Raw genomic sequence first — 20,553 nt, 5'->3', positions numbered from 1 at the left:
TATATCAAAACTATAACACTATATTATCGGAGGAGAGGTCAACATGAAAAAAATTACAAAAAAACTGTCTTTTCTGCTCGCAATGATTATGCTGGTAACAATGGTTTTTACAGGCTGTTCAAATTCCAAAGCTGGTGATTCCACTGCCAGCAGTACTAATGCAGCAAGTTCCGGTACTGCCGATTTAGGCCCCGGGATAGCACTGATTACTTCAGCAGCAGGCCCTAACGACAAAGGATACAACCAGTCAGCAATTGCCGGTCTTGAAAAAGCAAAGAAGGATTTGGGAATAAATTATAAGGTTGTTGAAACTACCGATATACCGGGAAGCTTGACACAACTGGCAGGTGCAGGTTTCAAGCTTATTTTCAGCCTTGAATATAACTTTGACGCTTTAATTAAAGGAGTTGGAGGAAGCAAGCCAATTGCTGAACAATATCCTGACACTACATTTGTAATATTTAATGACAATCCAAACGTAAACGATGACGGAAGTGTAAAACATAAAAACGTTGTTTCAGTTCTCTTTGATGTACATGAAGCATCCTTTATGGCTGGTGCATTAGCTACATTGGTAAATGAAAATGCTTCTAAGCTGTTTAATAGTGCAGATTATTCATTTACTTCCGGCGATGCAGGAAGAAAAGTAGGCTTCCTTGGAGGTTCAAAATCAAACGGTATCACAGTATTCGGATACGGTTTTGCAGAAGGTATCAACTATGTAGCAAAAGAACTTAATGTAAATTATACCTTCTACAGTGATTATAATGCAGGCTTCAGTGATTCAGCAGCCGGTGCAACAAAAGCAAACACATACTATTCAGATGGTGCAAACATAGTATATGCAGTTGCAGGTGCAGTAGGTGATGGAGTAGACGCCAAAGCTAAAGAAGTTAAAAAGCTTTCAGTAGAAGTAGACGCAAACAAGGACTCAAACCAACCCGGAAATATACTTACAAGTGTTTTAAAGAACACAGAAGTACCTGTATTTGAAATAGCAAAGAACTTTAAGGATAGTGCTATGGATAAGGTTAACGGAAAAGTACTGAGCTACAATCTTGCTTCAGGTGCTACAGGAATCACTGATTTAAGTGTTATCGAGTCAAAGATTACTGCTGACGGAAAAGCTAAATGGGATGAAATAAAGGGTAAGCTCAAGACCATTTCTGAAAAGATAGCAAGTGGAGAAATCAAGGTTACAAATGCACAGGCCGGAGAGAAATTTGATAAAACTAAGCTTGCAAATCTAAAAATGCCAAACGACTAAAAATAAAAATAAACCAGAATGAGGGCGGCAATATGTATGCAATAGAAGCTGTTAATTTAACAAAAAAATATGGCGATTTTGTTGCTAACGATAATATAAACCTTTCCATCGGTAAAGGCGAAATAACCGCAATAGTAGGGGAAAACGGGGCTGGAAAAACAACTCTGATGAATATGTTTTTCGGACTTCAGCGTCCTACAAGCGGGGAACTCATAGTTAATGGAAAAAACGTTTCATTTGGGTCTTCATTAGATGCCATTAATTGTGGCCTGGGTATGGTGCATCAGCATTTTAAGCTGGTGCCCAGCCTGACTGTTTTTGAAAACATACTACTTGGTGTGGAAAAAAACAAAAAGATAAACTTGTCTAAAAAAATTAAGCTTAGTACCCCCATTATAAACAAAAACTTTGAGAAAAAAGAAGTTCAGAAGATAATTGAAGATTACAAGTTTGAGCTTAAGGCTGACGATATTGTTGAGAACATTTCCATAGGAGCAAAACAGCGTGTGGAAATTTTAAAAATGCTTTACCGCAATGTAGACATACTTATATTTGATGAGCCTACTGCGGTGCTTACTCCTCAGGAAGTGGATGAGCTTTTGCTAAGCTTCAAGGAACTTAAAAAGCAGGGGAAGACAATAATACTGATTACCCATAAGCTACGTGAAGTAATGGAAGTCAGCGACAAGGTTATAGTTATAAAACGAGGCAAGGTTGTGGGAAGCAAAGCAACAAACGATACAAACTCGGCTGAAATAGCCAAAATGATGGTGGGACGTGAAGTAATACTGAACGTAAGCAAGGAAGATAAAGATGTAAGCGAAAATAAGTTTGCCTACTCAGTCAGCCATTTGTCCACCCGGGATAACTTCGGAAAGAAAGTTATTGAGGATATTAGTTTTAGAATAAAAGAAGGTGAAATTTTAGGAGTTGCAGGGGTAGAAGGAAACGGGCAGAGTGAACTGGTGCGAGTTCTTTCGGGCTTGATGGAAGCAACGGAAGGTTCGGTTTGCTTATATGATAAAGATATAACAAATAAATGGCCAAGTGACTTGCGCTCAGCAGGTATCGGAATAGTTCCCGAAGACAGATATGCTCAGGGGCTGTGCAAGGATATGACAATCTTTGAGAATATTATAGCAGGGTATCACGGCAATAAAGAGGTATGCAGAAATGGAATTCTTCTTAAAAATGAAATTGAAAATACCAGTAACAAGCTTATAGAAAAATATGATATCAGAGTAGCTGAAAAGAACGGAAATGTATCACAGCTGTCCGGGGGAAATGCCCAGAAGATAATTGTAGCAAGAGAGTTTGACTCGGACCCAAAGGTACTAATAGTAAGCCAGCCTACCCGGGGTGTTGATATAGGCTCCATTGAATTTATCCATAATAAGATTCTTGATTTGAGAAGTGAAAACAAAGCCATTTTGCTTGTATCCAGCGAACTTAGCGAGATAATGAACCTGAGTGACAGGATAATAGTTATGTACAAAGGGCGTATTGTAGGGGAAGTTGAAGGTAAGAAAGCCGACAGCACTGAAATTGGACTGCTTATGGCGGGACTATCCTTAGAATAAGAGGGAATTTATGAAGAAAAATAATACACTTTTAAAAAATATATTTAATGTTTTATTTCCGGTAATCAGTGCCCTTATATTAGGAGGGATTATAATTGCGGCAATAGGTGAAAATCCTTTTTTGACATATTCCGTAATGATTAAAAAATCTCTCTTTAGTCTGGACGGACTTTTAAAAACCTTGCACTTTGCAGCTCCTTTAATATTAACCGGTCTTGCAATTGCAATAACCTTTAAGGCAAATATTTTTAATATGGGTGTTGAAGGTCAGGCTGTGTTGGGTGCGTTTTTCGCGGGAGTTGTGGGATTTACCGTAAAGGGATTACCTCCTGTACTTCATATTGGATTGTGTGTACTGACAGGTATTGTTGTGGGAATGCTTTTTGCACTTATTCCTGCACTGCTCAAAGCATATTTCAATGTTAATGAAATGGTTGTAACACTTATGCTCAACTATGTAGTTGTAGAAATAGTAAAGTTTCTTTCTCAGGGAGTTTTCAAAGATCCGGCCTCGGGATATGTTTCAACATATCCAATAGAGGAAAGTGCAATGTTCAAAAAAATATTCGGCTCTAATCTTACGGTATTCTTCTTTATAGCACTTATAGTTTTTGTAATCATGTATATAGTTTTCAATAAATCAAAGCTTGGATATGAAATAAAAGCAATAGGTAAAAACCCTGAGTTTTCAGAAGCCACAGGTATGAATGTCAGCAAAAAGATTATTATCATAATGCTTATAAGTGGTGCAATTAGCGGCTTGGCAGGTGCCGGATTCCTCATGAGCGAAAAGTATCGGTTTACTCTTGATTTTTCCGGAAGTCCGGGATTGGGCTGGGATGGTATGCTGATAGCGCTTCTTGGCAGTCATAATCCTGTAGGAATTCTTGTGGCAGCTGTATTCTACTCAGCTCTGAAAACCGGAAGTGACTATATCGGAGTATTTACCAATGTTCCAAAGGACATCGTAGGTGTTATTCAGGGCATTCTGATACTGCTACTATCTGTAAAGTTCTTTAATGAACAGTTTCATTTGTTTGAGAAAGTTAAATTATTATGGAAGAAGTCTTCAAGTACAGACTTTAATAAATAGAGGTAGATGATTATGAGCTTATTGAATAACATTTTGTATGACATGATCTATCATAGTGCTCCGTTGATTCTTGCCGTACTGGGTGGTTTATTTGCACACAAGGCAAACGTCCTTAACATCGGACTTGAAGGTATGATGCTTATGGGGGCGTTCAGCAGTACACTGTTTGTTCTGATTACGGGGAACTTGTGGTTAGGAATTTTAATAAGTATTTTATGTACACTTATTTTGGGCTTAATCTTTTCGTTCTTTGGAATCACAATGAAAAGTAACTTTATCATAACAGGTTTCGGTATAAACATTTTTGTTGCCGCCTTGAGTTCATTTGTTCTTAAATACATGGAAATGGCTAATATCAATGTCAGCTCTATTGTTAATACGGCAGGCTTAAAAATAAATATACCTGTTATAAAGGATATACCGATTCTGAATTCACTTTTAAGCGGACACACAGCGATTACCTATTTAAGCATTATACTCATTGCTGTTGTCACCGTGATTATGTATAACACAAAATTCGGTGTTTACGTAAGGGTTGTGGGTGAGAATGAAGAAGCTGCAAAATCTGTTGGTATCAACAGTGCTGCAATAAAGTATATAGCAGTGCTTATAGGAGCTGCTTTATGTGGCTTGGCAGGTGCCAATCTGGCTGTTGAAAGAATGGCGCTGTTTACTAACAACATGACAGCAGGAAGAGGTTTTATAGCAATAGCTGCAATATATTGCGGACAAGCCAAGCCCGTTAAGTCAGCTATGTACGCAATTCTTTTCGGACTTGCAAAGTCACTGGCCATAAACCTTGCACTGTTTGCAGGACCTGTATCGGGACTGTTTGAAATAGTACCATACCTGATGATTGTTATAGTATTGTTTGCGGTTTCGGCTATTGAGAAAAGACGTACTAATATAAGGGGGTTTAAGCTTGAATAATACAGCACTCGTTATAGTAGACATGGTAAAGGATTTCACTGACCCCGAAGGGCTGGTGTTCTACCCTCAGAACCTTGAAATATTGCCAAGAATAAAAAAAGTTCTTGATGAATGCAGGAAACATAATATGCTTGTTATCTTTCTGAGGCACAGTAACAGAAAGGATAAATTCGATAAAAATCTCATTAACATGCGTCCAAACTGTATTGAAGGCACCGGTGGTGATGAGATAGACCCTATGCTCACCGTTGACCCGGTGAAGGATTATGTTATTAAAAAAAGACGCTACAGTGGTTTTTTTGCTACTGACCTAGACATGGTACTAAGAGAAAACAAAATTCAAAATGTCATTATAGTTGGTACTAAAACAAATTGTTGTATCAGAGCAACAGTCACAGACGCTTATTATCTGGATTATACTCCTATAGTAGTGTCAGACTGTGTGGCAACTAATGACGAAACGGTTAATCAGGTTCACTTGACCGACATAAAGAAATATTTAGGCAAGGTAGTGACTTCACAGGAGCTTTTCAATCTCCTGGATAAAGGGGAGATGGTCTGATGAAATATGATGTTGTAATAAACGGATATGTCAGTTTGGACAGAATTATAAAAACAACAACTCCTTTAAGATACGGATATACTTCGCTGGTAGAAAACAGTGATAATGCAAGGATTCAGTACGGAGGATGCTCTACTAATATTGCTTATCTCATGGCAAAGCTTAATATGAAGGCCCTTCCTGTTATAAGAGTTGGAGAAGAGGACTACAGAGAGACAGGATTCTATGATTATCTTCAAAATATTGGGGTATGCATGGATGCAGTTGAAATAGTTCCCAATGAAACAACTTCAAACTGTTACCTTATAGCTGATTCGGAAAATAACCACGTTACTATTTTTTATCCCGGAGCTATGGACAAAAAGTATGCAAAGGGAATGAAGCCGGAATTTTTCAGACAGTCACAGCTTGGTGTCATGACTGTTGGCTCTTATGAAGATAATCTTGAGTTTTATAAACAGTGTATGGCTGAAAAAGTTCCTCTGGTTTTTGGAATGAAATGTGATTTTGATGCATTCCCTGAAAAATTCTTTAAGGAGGTCCTCACTTCCAGCAGTATCATATTCTGCAACGAAGGAGAGCAGGGAGAGATACAGAGAGTTTTTGAGCTCAATGATATCAGGGAGCTGTTTGATAAGACAGCAGCACAGATTATTGTAACAACACTGGGCAAGAAGGGAAGCGTCTATTACCAGAAGACAGAAAACGGAATCCTGTCCCATCGGATAACAGCAGCAGAGTTTGGAAGGGTAGTTGATACCACCGGTTCAGGAGATGCATTTATGGCAGGCTTCTTGTACGGATATCTCAAAGGCAGAAGTATAAAGGACTGCTGCAGCCTTGGAAGTGTACTATCCTCCTTTATCATCGAAAAGGTGGGCTGTACCACCAATGCTCCTACTGAACAGGAATTTCTTGAGAGATTCGAAAAATTTATAGAAGAGGAAGTGTGATATATACGATGGAAACCTTATACTCAAAAACCCGGGAAGAAGATATTGCAAAATACGTCCTCTTTTCAGGGGACCCATGGAGAGTTGAGACAGTTGCAAGTCAGTTGGAAGATGTGAAACATATAGCCTTTGCAAGAGAATTTAACACCTATACCGGCTATTACAAAGGTGTTCGAATAACAGTAACATCAACAGGAATAGGTGCACCTTCTGCTGCAATAGCCATGGAAGAAATGTATCAGTGCGGTATGGAAGTAGCAGTACGTATGGGAACCACAATGGGCTTAAAGGATGACTTGCTCGGAAAGCTTATTATACCTACAGGCTCAATGAGAGAAGAAGCTACCAGCAAAACTTATGTACCGGTTTCTTATCCTGCGGTAGCGGATATTGAATTAATTAATTGTATGAATAAGAGTACTTTGCAAAATAACAGGCAATATGTAAACGGGTTATCCTGTACAATGGATGGATTCTACAGTCAGATGAGAGATTCACGCCTTTCGGAGAAAATGCAGAGGGATATGAGTGAAACCTTCACTGCACTCAAGAAATACAATATATCTGCTGTAGATATGGAATCAAGCTGTATGTTGGTTTTAGCTAATCTTATGGGAATAAAGGGCTGTATTGTCACAATGACAACTGTTCTTGAAAACCTGAAGGATTTCCTGAAGGGAGATGCGAGAACACAGTCAGAAATTGATTTATGCAAAATCGCAATGGATGGACTTGTTATTTATGATAAGGAGGTGGCTTCTAAATGAAGGGATTAGAATTTAAAGGAAAAGCACTTGTAATGGGAATGGTACATTGTCTTGCACTGCCCGGGACACCCGACTTTTGCGGCGATATGGAAAAGGTAACCAGTCAGGCTGTAAAGGATGCAATAGCACTTGAAAAGTCAGGAATGGATGCCATAATCATTGAAAATATGGGTGACAATGTATTCGGAATAAATCTTGACATTGAACAGTCATGTGCTCTAGCAGCAATAAGTGCTGTCGTTGCTCAAAATGTCAATATTCCAATAGGTATTGATGCGGCAATGAACGATTACAAAACCGCATTATCTGTAGCAAAGGCCATTGGAGCTGATTTTGTCAGAATCCCAGTGTTTGTGGATACAGTAGAATTTTTCGGAGGGATTATACAGCCTTGTGCCAGAGAAGCCATGAAATTCAGAAAGAATCTGGGGGCTGAAAATGTAAAAATTCTTGCAGATATTCAGGTAAAGCACACACATATGGTACTTACACATGTGAGCATTGAGGATTCTGCAAGAGCTGCGGAAGCCTGCGGAGCGGATGGAATTATCGTGACAGGTACTCACATAGGAGTTGAAACTCCAATAGATATCATAAAGAGAGTTAAGAAAGTAACCAATATACCTGTAATTGCCGGAAGCGGTGTAAAGACAGGAAATATAAAAGAGCAGCTTAGCATTGCAGACGGTGCCATAGTGGGTTCCAGCCTGAAAGAAGGGGGAAATATTAAAAATCCTATTTCTTTGGAGCTTTGCACAGAGCTGATTAATGCTTTGAAGGTATAGTGTAAATTAAAAATAAAGGACTGAATGTATATGATGAGACCAATGAAACTCGCCGGAAGCCAATTGATGTTTGGTGCAGGTTCCCTTGCACACCTGAAAACCCTTATGGGGAAGAGGGCGGTAATTGTAACCGGTGGTTCAAGCATGAAAAAAAGCGGAATTCTTCAAAAAACAATAGATTACTTAAAAGAAGCCGGAATAGAAAGCAGAGTAATAGAAGGTGTTGAGCCTGATCCGCTATTCAGTACGGTTTACAATGGCGCGGAGGCAATGAAAGATTTCCAGCCTGATATAATTGTGGGACTGGGCGGCGGCTCTGCAATGGATGCTGCAAAAGCAATGTGGGTATATTACGAACACCCTGAGCTGAAAACACTTAACGATATTGTACCTCCAAATACAATACCAAAGCTAAGGATGAAGGCCATTCTGGTATGCATTCCTTCAACAAGTGGAACAGCCAGTGAAGTAAGCCGTTCTGTCGTAATTACCGATGATGAAACACATATAAAGTACGGAGTAGGAAATATGGAAATGATGCCGGATATCGCAATTTGCGACCCGGAGGTCACTGTAACAATGCCTGCAAAAATTACGGCTGAAACAGGTATGGATGCTTTGACTCATGCACTGGAAGCACTTGTTTCAAACAGAGCAAATTATATTAGTAATATATTTGCGAAGAATGCGGCAAAGGATATTATATTAACTCTTCCCAAGGCCTGCAACCAAGGAAATGATATCGCAAGCAGGGAGATTATGATTAATGCCTCTATGGCTGCAGGAATGGCATTTACCAACGTATCACTGGGAATAGTACATTCTATGGCGCACACTCTGGGAAGCTGTTTTGGAATTTCACACGGACTTGCTGATGCTGTAATACTGCCTTATGTAATGGAATTTAATTCACATAATGCCGATGCAAAGAATCGCTATGATGAACTGGCAAAAGAAATGGGTGCTAGAGATTTATTAAAGGTAGTTCGTGAGCTGAATAAATCTATTGGAATTCCAAGTAATTTTGCGCAGCTAATACCTGATGAAAAGAGCTATACCAACGAGTTGACTGCAATGGCTGAAATGGCCCTGAAGGACGGATGTACTAAAACTAATCCTGTTATTCCAACAATAGAGCAGCTCAAGGAGCTATTTATTAAAGTATATAGAGATTAAAACAACTCAAATTTCTCGGTTGGCAGAAATTTATTCTGGTGAATTTGCAGCATATTAAACAGTTTTATGTAAACCAAATAACGTACTCTTAAAACTGAATAACTTACTGCCACCGGGAATTTATATTTAAAAATGATTATGCCGTAAGGCTTATGGAGGCTTAATGTGAAACTAATATGTTATTTATCCAACGGATACCCGACTATAGAGTCAAGTATAGAAATGGCTAAGGACTATATTGATGCAGGCTGTGATATAATTGAGGTGGATTTTCCATCCTCTGACCCATATCTTGAAGGGGAGTATATTTCAAACAGAATGAAAGAAGCACTTACTGCCTGCAATGATTACGACAAATATATGGATGGGATTGAAGAGATAAAAAACAGTCATCCCAATACTAAATTTATCCTGTTGTCCTATGAAAATACAATTCTTGAGATTGGTTTAGACCGTTTTATTAAATTCTGTGTCGATAACAATATGATGGACCTCATTTATGTAGGAAAAGACAATCAGGAAGTTAAGAGCAAGCTTATTGCCAACGGAATAAAGATTTCCTGCTACGTTCAATTTCATATGGATGAAAATGAAATTCAGGCTGCTATTGAATCCAACGGATTCGTCTACATGCAGGCAAAGCCTACGACCAACAACGTTAATCCTGAATTTCCAACCCTCAAGGATTGTATAGACCATTTGAAGAGTCTTGGAATTAAAAGAGAGATATACTGCGGTGTTGGTATATACACACCCGAAGACATAAAAATGGCCAGAGAAGCAGGAGCTGACGGTGTTTTCGTAGGAAGTACGGTTCTGAAGCTTCATAAGGACATACCAAAAATGAAAGAAACAATTGCTTTGTTTAAAAAGACTTGCAACGAGTAGGACGTTGTAAATAATTTTGTGTATAAACATATAAAATATTCCTTTACGGTTAAGAATTTAAGTATTAATCAGAGAGGAATATTTTTTTATGTATATTTATTAAAAACAGCAAAAAGCACGTAATGCAGATTAACGGGCATATTTAACAAATTTGCGGTATAAACTGGTTTCAAGGGGAAGGATATTTAGAATAAATATAGAATATAAATTATATGGTATTTAATTACATTAAAGTAATAAATATACAAATACCATAGAAGGAGAATAGTTGTGAATTTTTACAAAACTAATAAGTATGACCCGAACTTTGTTAAAGAAAATCTTATGGGGCCCAACGGTGTGAAAATGCTGGAGGAGTTGACCTATTCCATTGAATTTGATAAAGACAGTCGGGTCTTGGACTTAGGCTGCGGCAAAGGATTAACCTCCATATTTCTTGCAAAGGAGTTTGGTGTTCAGGTATTCGCTACTGATTTATGGATTAATCCTACGGAAAACTTTAATAGGTTCAAATTAGTTGATGTTGAAAATCAAATAATTCCCATTCATGGAGACGCACTTGAATTACCTTACCCTGATGAATACTTCGATGCTGTTATCTCAGTTGATTCATACCATTTTTTTGGTACGAAAGCAGACTATATGGATGAAAAGTTGGCTCCTCATGTAAAAAGTGGTGGAATAATAGGAATTGCTATTCCGGGATTGAAGGAAGAATTTAATGATGAAATACCTCAAGAGATGCTTAAATGCTGGACGCCCCAAGATTTAAGCACTATACACTCCTGTCAATGGTGGCGGGAAGTTTTAAGTAAATCAGAGAAAATAAAAATAGAGTCAATTGAGGAAATGGACGGTTATAATGAATGTTGGAACGATTGGCTGTCTACTGACAACCCTTATGCAAAAAAAGACTGCGTGGCTATGGAAGCAGGGGCATATAAGTACATGAATCATATTTCCATAAAAGCACGAAAAAATTAATTTTGTGTTAAATATTATTTATATATTGATTTTTTTAGTAAACTAAGTATAATAGAAAATGTAAATATTTAGTATATTATACTAAAAAAGAAAAAAATTCAAAATAAATGTATAAAATGTAAATAAATAACTGCCCTAAATAGCCAAACCTATGCAGTTTTATTTATTGTAAAGGATGTAGGATTATGTTGAGAGTTGGTGTCATAGGCTGTGGATGGATTACAGAAAAGGCTCATATACCTGCAATACAAGGAATTGATGGGGCAAGTATTGAATCTGTATGTGATTCCGATAAGGAGAGGATGGAATATATATCTGAAAAATTTGGTATAATCCACAGATTCGATGAGGTTAATAAATTTTTAGAATCAGATATAGATGCAGTAATTATTGCTTCACCAAATAGCACACATTCGTTTTACTCTGATATGGCGTTAAATGCTAACAAGCATGTTTTGTGTGAAAAGCCTGTAGCACTTTCTGCTTCCCAATATAAAAAAACGTTGGGAATCGCCCGTAAGAACAATAAAATTATACTTCCAGCTTTGGTTAACCGGTTTAGACCTGACATCAGCAAACTCAACGAAATAATTTCATCAAGTAATCTAGGCAAGCTTTGTAAGGTAGAAGCAGCTTGGGTAAGAAAGTCGGGAGTCCCAAGGCCTGGCACTTGGATAACTAATAAAAGCCTGTCAGGCGGAGGGGTTCTTGCTGATTTAGGTTCACATATATTTGATATATGCCTAATGAATATTGAAAATAAAGAGAATCCCCAAATTACACTGCGCAATGTTCAAAGGCACACTAATTCTACCAGTGCAGTCTGGTGCGAGTACAACAAAAAAGAAGCATTTCAGGTAGATGTGGAATCAGCTGTTTCAGGAGAAATCCAGTTTAACAACGAAGTAATACTTGATTTCGACTTAAGTTGGGACAGCGACGTAAAAGGTGATTATACAACGTTTAAATTTATATATGAAAAAGGCAGTATTTCCTTACATACTTTATTCGGATTCAGTAATAATCCCCTATATGATTCAATCCACATTTGTTCAGACGATAGAGAAATAATTAAAATGGACATAAAATCAGGGTATGCTGATATAGCTTTTAATAGACAAGCTGAGTATTTCGTGAATTCAGTCAGCACAAATAAAACAGACTATTTATCTCCTATTGACGGATATTATACTGTGGATATTATTGAACGCATTTACTCTATGATTATGGAGGATGGCTGTTAATGGAAGTGTTAAAAGTGGACAAGCTTACAATTGCAGTTATAAATGGCCCAAATATTAATATATTGGGGAAAAGGGAGCCGCAGCATTATGGTAATGAAACCTGGGACAACATTGAAGAAAGGCTGAAAAAGCTTGCTTGTAAGTTAAAGATAGAATTGCTTCTGTACCAGTCAAATCATGAGGGCGATATAGTTGATTTTATTCAAAATAATATGGAAAAAGTGAATGGCGCAGTTATAAATCCGGCAGCGTTTACAAAGCACGGATATTCTATTTTAGATGCCCTGACTGCTTCCGACATACCGTTTGTGGAGGTTCATTTGTCCAATATCTATTCAAGAGGCGGATGGCATGCAGACAGTATTTTTTCAGAAAAAGCAGTGGGGGTAATTGCAGGCTTCAGAGGCTTCGGTTATGAAATGGGACTAAATTCAATAATTGATTTCCTATCTTTAATAAAAGGAGAGTAAATTTTATTATGAGCAAGCCTTGCCTAAACACTTAAAATACAATTATGAGGTGTCTTAATGAGGATGTGTTTGGTATTCGATTTTGACGGAGTAATAATTAATTCGCACAACCTACAAATGAAAGCACTTGAAGAATCATACCGCAAAGTTGTAGGTAAAGGAGAACCTCCTTATAAAGAATTTTTCCTAAATAGCGGAGACAGTTTAAATAATATTTTTAAAAAAATAAATCTTCCATTGGAAATGATTCCGGAGTACATAAAAGTAAGTACGGAAAATACACATATGATTTTATTGCATGAAGGGGTTAAAGAGCTTCTTTCAGAACTGATTGATAAAGGACATAAATGTGCACTATGCACGGGCAAGGACAGAGAGCGTACACTTTACACACTTGAACTTCTTAATTTAAACTGCTTTTTTAAGTCTGTTGTATGTTCAGATGATGTTATGTTTCCTAAGCCTCACCCGGAAAGCCTGTTGAAATCAATTCAAAACTTAAATGGGGATATATATAATTCCGTAATGATAGGGGACGGAATTAACGATATACTCTGTGCTAAAAAAGCCGGGGTTATGTCTATAGCAGTAACCTGGGGGGATACAAGCATAGATGAAGTTATACAGGCAGAGCCTGATGCAGTATCCGATACAATGCAGGAACTGGGAGAGCAGATAGAGCAAATATATGTAGATTTACGGGAGACCAGTCATGGGAAAAATCTTTGTAGACCTTGAGTTGTACTGGAATAATGCAGACCACAATTAAGTTTATTATATATTGGATAATATTTATAATATTTTAGAGGTAAAAAATGACATATTAATTCCTTTCATATATAATAATTGTAAGGTAAAGGCAACTGTTGTACAGCAGGATGAAAAGGACAAAGGTATAAGAAAGACTTTATACGACAGAAGAATATGTGACAACATTTATTTTACCTTTGGAGATTGGCAAAGTAACTTGTCGCCAGTTGGAGACGGACAGTGCAAAGCCGGTTTTAAAAAAAGCTGTAGTTGGGATGAGGTGTCTTAAATGCAAGATGTGAAGGATGTTGTTTGTAAAGTATATGAAAATGTACACTTGGAAGAAGGTATAGCAGTCCTCAAGGAATTTCTTGTAAATGCATATATGTACAGAGGTATTTCCGTAAAGGAAATGTCTCGGATGCTGAATTTACCGGTTCCTGTAGTATCTGCCATGAAAAATGAGTTTAAAAAGAACGGAATCGCAGATTTAAGTAACGGCATATGTTTGACAGAAGTCGGAGAGTATTATGTGAAGGATGTGCTGGGGTATAAAAATGTGGATATGGATGTTTTAGATGACATCCTTGAAAATCCGGATATTGACCTTGACAGCTTTGAAAATGAGATTGAGGAATTAAGACAGGTTTATGATAGCAGGCCGGAGGTTGATGTGGAAGTTGACCAATCCAAGTGTACAGCCGAAACAGGGATAAAGAGGGCTGTACTTATGCTTAAATCAGGCTGCCTGATAGGTAAAAAAATAGCTTGCGTAGGAGATGATGATTTAATAAGTATAGCTATTGTCCTGGTATTAAAGCATATAGCAGTAAGTGACAACTTGGATAAAATGGCGGATATTACTGTTTTTGATATTGATAAGAGAATACTGGCCTATATTAAAAAGAATTCAGAGAAGTATAGGATTGATATTGATTGTGTGCAGCATGATTTTTGCAATCCTATTGATAATGAATACAAAAATAAGTTTGATTGCGTTATTACTGATCCTCCGTATACATTGAACGGTTTGAATCTGTTTTTAAGCAGAGGCATATCCATACTAAAAAAGGAATCCAATCTATGCCTATTTCTTTCCTTTGCACATAAAACGCCACAGGTGAGATTTTTAATGCAGCAGTTGTTTGTAAGCGAAGGCTTGATTTTGTCAGATATATATTCCAAATTTAATTCATACGAAGGAGCACAAATACTTGGCGGTGTAAGTGACCTGATGGTACTTACCACTACTACCCAGTATACGAAAGAAGTAATATCAGGTGTATACAGCGAAGAAATATATACCGGAAAATTTAAACAGACAGTAAGAACATATGAGTGTAAACAGTGCAGTGAGAAATATATGGTTGGAATAAATCAAAAAATTACAACAGTTGAGCAGCTTAAATCACAGGGATGTTTGAAATGCAATACAAATAAATTTAATCTTATAAAAAAGGGATAATTATGGATAAAGTAGATATAAGACCAATAAAGGAATCGGATATACTCACTATTGCGGATTTTGAAAAGGAAATATGCATTATATCTTTCGGGGATACTGCAGTAACGGATTTGGATGTCCACCAGAAAAAGCTCTTGAAGAGTTATAAGAAAAATCCGGAAGGAATGTTTGTATTAACAGTGGATGAAAAAATATCCGGATGGCTGTGGATGGATGAAAAAATAAACTTTTTAACAAACGAAAAGTATATTAACTTCCGTAGTTTTTATATAGTGAAAGAATTTCAGGGCACAGAGCTAACGGGAGAATTAATGAAGTTTGCAATGGATTTTTGTAAAAGCGTACAGGCAAATATGGTTGTGGGCAAGGTATTTATAGACAACATATCCATGAGAGCTTTGTATAAGGAATTTGGATTTAAACCTACACACTTATCTATGGAATATAAATTTTAACCATTGGAGGTTGTTTAACCAAATGAAGATATTATTGATATCCGTCAATCAGGAACGTTTTCCTCACCCTGTATTTCCTATAGGGGCTTACATAATTGCAAAGTCAATTATGATGCAGCATGAAGTTGATTTTGTGGACTTAAACCTGCTGACAACAGAAGAAGCCCTTCAAAGAATAAGGGAGGCTCAACCTGATATTATAGGTATTTCCATGAGAAATTTGGACAATGTTGTTTATCTTAACTATAAATCTTTCATCCCGGAGTTAAAGGTTTTAGTTTCTCAAATAAGGAAAGACGGTTATCAAGGTAAAATTATTTTAGGCGGTGCAGGATTTTCAATAATGCCTAAAGAGATTTTGGATATAACAGAAGCTGATTACGGTATTATAGGGCCGGGAGAGAAAAGTTTTCCCAAGCTTCTGGAGAAGCTTCAAAATAATGAAGACCCTCCGCATTTGATTATATATGATACGGAAGACCTGTATGAAAATCCCTTTACCGTTTCTCAACAGTTAATAGAACTTAATGCCAAGTTCAATTTTGAATGGTACAAGCAGTTTCACGGGAGTATAGGCATAACAACCAAAAGAGGTTGTAACTATAATTGTATTTACTGTACATACCCGATTATTGAGGGACGTACATGTCATTTACGTAAGCCGGAAGATGTGGTAAATGAAATGGAGTTTTATATAAAAACCATGGGCATAAACTACTTCTTATTTACAGACAGTGTTTTTAATGACCCTGTAGAGCATAGCCGTAGTATTGCTCAGGAGATAAAGAGAAGAGAACTTCCGGTATGCTGGACAGGAAGCGTCGATTTGGGCAATCTCACAAGAGAAGATATTTTACTGTTTAAAGATACAGGCTGTGAGGGGGTAGATTTAGGGATGGACTCGGGAAGTAACGAGGTGTTGAAGCGTTATGGCAAGAGCTGCGATACTAAAGCAATCTATAAAGCTACAGAAGAATGTAAACTACAGGATATGCCGGTTTACTTCAATATTATTTTGGGAGGCCCGGGCGAAACGGAAGAAACACTGAACGAAACCTTTTCATTACTTGAAAAGACAGAGCCTGAATCAACGGGAATTGTTATAGGTATGAGAATATATCCTAAAACTCCCCTATACTATCTGGCAATCAAGGAGGGAGTTATTAATATAGATACCGACTTGACTGAACCTCACTTTTATATTGCACCTGAAGTAAAAGACTGTATTGTGGAAATAGTAAAAGCAGAGTCCGTTAAGCACCCCAGTTGGATTATACCGGGGATAAATTTTTAGTAGATATACAATATGGATACCGGGAGTCTATGAAATGATTAAGTGCATTGTTTGGGATTTGGATGATACTGTTTGGGATGGCACATTAAAATACAATTCTGATGTGAGACTCAAAGAGGACGTTGTAAGCACAATAAAGATGGCAGACGAAATGGGCATTATACAGACTATTGCAAGCAGAAATGATTATTCCGCTGCTCTTTATAAAATCAGGGAATTAAAAATAGATAAATTTTTTATTAATCCTGAAATATCGGATAGCTCAAAAGCCGAGAGTATTAAAAGGATATCCGTCCATTTCAATATAAGCCCGGACAGCATAGCATTTGTGGATGATAATGATTTTGAGCTGTATGAAGTAAAGAGATTCCTGCCGGAGGTAAAGGTTTTTAATATAAAAGACAAGCTTTTGCTTGAAGAACAGATAAAGTCCTTATCTGAAACTTTTCCCTCTTTATCAAACCATAGAGAGCTTATGGAAAAGAGAGAAAAAAGGTTACAGGCTGAAAAAGCATTTTTAGGTACACGGGAAGAATTTTTAAAAGAGTGCTGTATGACCCTTACAATACGTGCCTATAAGGACTCAGACCTCAACCGTGTTTTTGAGTTGGTTCACAGGACTAATCAAATGAATAACCTCCACACACGTTTGGATTTGAATTCTTTAAAAGAATATGCTACGGATAGCAGCAAGGCTATATTTGTTTGTGAGCTTACTGATATTTTCGGAGAACATGGTATTGTAGGGGTAAGTATGTTTAGCTTAAATTCTGAAAATGCGGTTTTAGACTTGTTTTGCATTTCCTGCCGTATTGAAGGTCGGGGAATAGGGACAGCTTTTCTAAACAGTGCTATGCTTAGTTTGGAAAAAGAAAAACCTTACATAAAAAATATTGAATGTACCTATGAAAAGAGAGAAAATAATAAACCTGCATATTTGCTATTGAAGCTTTTGGGATTTGAAACAATAGAAAAGTCGGGGAAAAGTTTTTTCCTAAGGCTAGACGCTGAGAAAGTCAAAGAAATGTTAATAGAATGGCTAAAAATAATATATGGAGAGAATAAATGAAGGAACAAATATACAATCAGGTGTGTGAAATGCTGAAGGAAGTACTTCAAAAAGATAAATATATTTTCAATGAAAATACAGTATTACTTGGACAGGGCGGAATTATGGACTCTTTGACCATTACCAGTTTTATTAATAAAATAGAGAGCAATTTTAAAGTAGATATAATAGAAGAGGACTTGGAACTGGAATGCTTGGAAACCGTGGGTAGCCTAACTGATTTTTTGTTTGACAGCGGTTGTTCGGATAAATAAATATATAGCCTTACAACTTAATAAAATCGTATTCCCCTAAGCAACAGGCTTATTATTTAACTGGTGCCGAAAGGGGATAGTTTTATCATAACATGTAAAATTGTGTAAAATAAAGCAATAAAATACAGAAAAGTATTTAAATGATAAGAAAAGGATGGTTTTAATATGGCGAGTATAGGTTATATGGATTATTATTTACCCGGTAATACAATTTGTGTACATGAATTTTTTGAAAAATGTAAGGATGAGCTATTCCCTGACCCGCAAAATGCCGCTGAGGTTGAGAAGTATTTTATAGAAAAAGCAGGCTTTGACAAAATTGCTATTGAGAATGAACGCAATATATTGAGTATTTTCGAGGAGCTTGTACAAAAGTATCTTGATGAAACCAATATAGACAAAAATAGTATCAAGTACATATTTTACACTGACATAGCAACATCCCTGACAGATGGCGGGATAACAAGCGTTCCCAATTACATAAAAGAAAAGTTTAATATTGAAAATGCTTCTGTTTCAGAAATAAATCAGCAGTGCGGGTCCTGTGTATGGACAATTGGAATGGCAAGCAGGCTTTTAAGGGAAAATGAGGTCGCAATAATTTTAACGGCAAATATGATGGAGGGCTTCACCGAGAGGTATAAACCCCATTCCATTATAGGTGATGCGGCAGCCATAATGGAAATAAAATACTCGAATGACGGTATTGAAATTTTAGACTTTGATTTTAATACAAAGCAATATGAAGGTGAAGTTGGAATAAATAACAATCTTGAAATGATGAAAGTATGCTCCAGAACAATAAATAACCTTTTGAAAAGAAATGGTGTAAGTAAGGATGAATTGGCATGTGTACTTCATCAAAACCTTAGTATTGAAATATATGAAATAATATTTTGTTTGTTGTTGGAGCTTAACAAAGATGTTCTTTTCTGGGACAACATAAAGGAAATTGCACATATTGGTGATGCAGACCTGATTGCCAACTGCCGTGATGTCATGAAAAAGAGAAAGATGAAAAAAGGTGACAAGATGGTATTTTATGCAATAGGAGAAATTTCAAAGAGCGTAAACTATAACTGCATATTGCTTCAGGTCAATAATTAACTCTCTGTAAATAGGAGGAGCTTTTAATGAAGATTCTGCACATAGTAGATTATATAGGCCCCCACGGGGGACTGTATCAAATACTTAGAATATTGGAAGAAAATCTGGGTTCATATGGAATTGAAAATCACTATCTGGCTTTAAAAAATACGCCGTATGAACTGGACCAAAGCCTTGTGACGCTGCCCATGGATGTTCTTGGGGACGGTGATTTTTACAGCTACATAGACGAACAAAAGCCGGATATCATACATATACATTCTGATTTACAAAATGAATGCTTTGAGTATTGCATTGAAAATTATGTAACCGTAAGATCGGTATTCGATTGGGGCCCCTTTTGTCCCCGTCCTATGTTTGACAACGCTTACTGTCCGTGTGACCCGCTTTTTAAGGAAAAAAGGGATCAGGAATTTATTAACCGATTCTGTATAAAGGAAGGCTGCATTAAGGAAGAAGATATTGCAGCATTTAACAAGAAAATTAATTTACTCAAGAGAGTAAAGATGAATGTTTGCCTGTCTGAGGCTAATGTAAATTATCTGGTGAATATGGGTGCTGACAGGGAGAAAATTTTCAAAATGCCTCCTATTATGAAGCCGCCAAAAACTTTTGAAAAACAGGCAGAAGAAAATGTACTTCTTTTTGCGGGAAGGGTAGTTTATCACAAGGGAACGGAATTGCTTCTGAAAAGCCTCACAAAAGTCAAAAACAAAAACTGGAAGCTGTTTATTGAAGGTACAGGGGACAAGGCTTATGTAGCAGACCTTGTCAGGTTTTCAATAGTGAACAACATCGATGATAAAGTAATCTTTATGGGACATAGCAAATATGAAGAATATTTGAATGTATTTAATAAGGCAAAAATTATGATTTTTCCTTCTATTTATGCCGAAGGTTACGGTTATCCGGGGTATGAGGCTATGCTAAGAGGAATACCATTGGTTGCTTTTGCTGAAATAGGCGGTGTGGATGAATGGCTGCGTGACGGCTATAACGGGATAAAGGTGCCTTTCATGGATACTGACAAAATGGCTAATGCCATTGACAGTCTCTTGGATAATGAAGCTTTATATAAAAAATGCAGGGATAACAGCATAGCGTGGAGTAAATCCATTGATTTTGAAGCTGAAATCAAAGCTATGAGTGATATGTATCATAATGTTATGAAAAATAATTAAGGGGGATATGAAATATGACAGAAACAAAAGAAAGTATACAAAAATGTGTAAGAAAGTGTTTGAACGAAGATGAAAATTACAAAGTGGATCTTGACGCGGAATTAACTAATCTGGGTATGAATTCAATAACTCTGATAAAGCTTTTGGTGTTATTGGAAGCAGAGTTGGGAATTCAGTTTGACGAATCAAAATTCAGTTTTAAGGACTACAAAACCTTAAATAGTGTTGCAGAATACGTAGATACCTTAAAAGTATAGTAAAGAACTATTATGGTTCGAG

23 protein-coding genes are annotated in these 20,553 nt (G+C 36.9%); all 23 read left to right on the top strand.

Features of this window, described 5'->3' with window-relative positions; translation table 11 throughout:
- Positions 1 to 43 precede the first annotated feature (43 nt).
- Positions 44 to 1,267 (top strand): BMP family lipoprotein, encoded by a 1,224-nt coding sequence (locus P0092_RS17405; protein ID WP_004616012.1) that lies wholly within the window; start codon positions 44 to 46, stop codon positions 1,265 to 1,267.
- A 32-nt stretch (positions 1,268 to 1,299) separates the two neighbouring features.
- A complete protein-coding gene (locus P0092_RS17400; protein ID WP_004616013.1) occupies positions 1,300 to 2,847 on the top strand; it encodes an ABC transporter ATP-binding protein in 1,548 nt (515 codons plus the stop codon).
- A gap of 10 nt (positions 2,848 to 2,857) precedes the next feature.
- The gene (locus P0092_RS17395) at positions 2,858 to 3,940 is read left to right on the top strand and encodes an ABC transporter permease (RefSeq protein WP_004616014.1); all 1,083 of its coding nucleotides are present in this window, start codon (positions 2,858 to 2,860) and stop codon (positions 3,938 to 3,940) included.
- A gap of 12 nt (positions 3,941 to 3,952) precedes the next feature.
- Positions 3,953 to 4,870 (top strand): ABC transporter permease, encoded by a 918-nt coding sequence (locus tag P0092_RS17390; RefSeq protein ID WP_004616015.1) that lies wholly within the window; start codon positions 3,953 to 3,955, stop codon positions 4,868 to 4,870.
- Complete coding sequence (locus tag P0092_RS17385; RefSeq protein WP_004616016.1) at positions 4,863 to 5,432, top strand: cysteine hydrolase family protein; 570 nt, start codon at positions 4,863 to 4,865, stop codon at positions 5,430 to 5,432. The genes P0092_RS17390 and P0092_RS17385 overlap by 8 nt, the downstream gene beginning before the upstream one ends.
- Positions 5,432 to 6,385 carry a carbohydrate kinase family protein gene (locus P0092_RS17380; protein ID WP_004616017.1) on the top strand — a complete coding sequence of 318 codons (954 nt, stop codon included), beginning with the start codon at positions 5,432 to 5,434 and terminating at the stop codon, positions 6,383 to 6,385. Before P0092_RS17385 ends, P0092_RS17380 begins: the two co-directional genes overlap by 1 nt.
- Positions 6,386 to 6,393: 8 nt before the next feature.
- Positions 6,394 to 7,152 (top strand): nucleoside phosphorylase, encoded by a 759-nt coding sequence (locus tag P0092_RS17375; RefSeq protein WP_004616018.1) that lies wholly within the window; start codon positions 6,394 to 6,396, stop codon positions 7,150 to 7,152.
- Positions 7,149 to 7,937 carry a BtpA/SgcQ family protein gene (locus tag P0092_RS17370; protein ID WP_004616019.1) on the top strand — a complete coding sequence of 263 codons (789 nt, stop codon included), beginning with the start codon at positions 7,149 to 7,151 and terminating at the stop codon, positions 7,935 to 7,937. Before P0092_RS17375 ends, P0092_RS17370 begins: the two co-directional genes overlap by 4 nt.
- Before the next feature lie 30 nt (positions 7,938 to 7,967).
- Positions 7,968 to 9,113 (top strand): iron-containing alcohol dehydrogenase, encoded by a 1,146-nt coding sequence (locus P0092_RS17365; RefSeq protein ID WP_004616020.1) that lies wholly within the window; start codon positions 7,968 to 7,970, stop codon positions 9,111 to 9,113.
- 165 nt (positions 9,114 to 9,278) lie between these two features.
- On the top strand, positions 9,279 to 10,001 hold the full coding sequence (gene trpA / locus P0092_RS17360; RefSeq protein ID WP_004616021.1) for a tryptophan synthase subunit alpha: 723 nt from the start codon (positions 9,279 to 9,281) through the stop codon (positions 9,999 to 10,001).
- A gap of 270 nt (positions 10,002 to 10,271) precedes the next feature.
- Entirely contained in the window at positions 10,272 to 10,985 is a 714-nt protein-coding gene (locus P0092_RS17355; RefSeq protein WP_004616022.1) for an SAM-dependent methyltransferase, read from the top strand.
- A gap of 185 nt (positions 10,986 to 11,170) precedes the next feature.
- A complete protein-coding gene (locus P0092_RS17350) occupies positions 11,171 to 12,229 on the top strand; it encodes a Gfo/Idh/MocA family protein (protein ID WP_004616023.1) in 1,059 nt (352 codons plus the stop codon).
- Positions 12,229 to 12,699 (top strand): type II 3-dehydroquinate dehydratase, encoded by a 471-nt coding sequence (locus tag P0092_RS17345; protein ID WP_004616024.1) that lies wholly within the window; start codon positions 12,229 to 12,231, stop codon positions 12,697 to 12,699. Before P0092_RS17350 ends, P0092_RS17345 begins: the two co-directional genes overlap by 1 nt.
- Positions 12,700 to 12,756: 57 nt before the next feature.
- Complete coding sequence (locus tag P0092_RS17340) at positions 12,757 to 13,437, top strand: HAD family hydrolase (protein WP_004616025.1); 681 nt, start codon at positions 12,757 to 12,759, stop codon at positions 13,435 to 13,437.
- A gap of 43 nt (positions 13,438 to 13,480) precedes the next feature.
- A complete protein-coding gene (locus tag P0092_RS17335; RefSeq protein WP_040758133.1) occupies positions 13,481 to 13,738 on the top strand; it encodes a hypothetical protein in 258 nt (85 codons plus the stop codon).
- Positions 13,739 to 14,914: a bis-aminopropyl spermidine synthase family protein gene (locus P0092_RS17330; RefSeq protein WP_004616026.1), complete on the top strand. Its 1,176-nt coding sequence runs from the start codon at positions 13,739 to 13,741 to the stop codon at positions 14,912 to 14,914. It abuts the gene before it with no gap.
- Between the two features lie 2 nt (positions 14,915 to 14,916).
- Positions 14,917 to 15,369, top strand: a complete 453-nt coding sequence (locus P0092_RS17325) for a GNAT family N-acetyltransferase (RefSeq protein WP_004616027.1) — start codon at positions 14,917 to 14,919, stop codon at positions 15,367 to 15,369.
- A gap of 22 nt (positions 15,370 to 15,391) precedes the next feature.
- A complete protein-coding gene (locus P0092_RS17320) occupies positions 15,392 to 16,663 on the top strand; it encodes a B12-binding domain-containing radical SAM protein (RefSeq protein ID WP_004616028.1) in 1,272 nt (423 codons plus the stop codon).
- Positions 16,664 to 16,697: 34 nt separating this feature from the next.
- Positions 16,698 to 17,732 carry an HAD-IIIC family phosphatase gene (locus P0092_RS17315; protein ID WP_004616029.1) on the top strand — a complete coding sequence of 345 codons (1,035 nt, stop codon included), beginning with the start codon at positions 16,698 to 16,700 and terminating at the stop codon, positions 17,730 to 17,732.
- Positions 17,729 to 17,986: an acyl carrier protein gene (locus tag P0092_RS17310; protein ID WP_004616030.1), complete on the top strand. Its 258-nt coding sequence runs from the start codon at positions 17,729 to 17,731 to the stop codon at positions 17,984 to 17,986. The genes P0092_RS17315 and P0092_RS17310 overlap by 4 nt, the downstream gene beginning before the upstream one ends.
- Before the next feature lie 165 nt (positions 17,987 to 18,151).
- Complete coding sequence (locus P0092_RS17305) at positions 18,152 to 19,093, top strand: 3-Oxoacyl-(acyl-carrier-protein (ACP)) synthase III domain-containing protein (RefSeq protein WP_004616031.1); 942 nt, start codon at positions 18,152 to 18,154, stop codon at positions 19,091 to 19,093.
- Between the two features lie 26 nt (positions 19,094 to 19,119).
- Complete coding sequence (locus P0092_RS17300) at positions 19,120 to 20,274, top strand: glycosyltransferase family 4 protein (RefSeq protein ID WP_004616032.1); 1,155 nt, start codon at positions 19,120 to 19,122, stop codon at positions 20,272 to 20,274.
- Between the two features lie 14 nt (positions 20,275 to 20,288).
- Positions 20,289 to 20,531: an acyl carrier protein gene (locus P0092_RS17295; protein ID WP_004616033.1), complete on the top strand. Its 243-nt coding sequence runs from the start codon at positions 20,289 to 20,291 to the stop codon at positions 20,529 to 20,531.
- The last annotated feature ends 22 nt before the right edge of the window (positions 20,532 to 20,553 follow it).

The sequence above is a fragment of the Ruminiclostridium papyrosolvens DSM 2782 genome, from assembly GCF_029318685.1.
Taxonomy (GTDB): domain Bacteria; phylum Bacillota; class Clostridia; order Acetivibrionales; family DSM-1351; genus Ruminiclostridium; species Ruminiclostridium papyrosolvens.
This window is presented reverse-complemented; position numbering and strand designations above follow the sequence as displayed.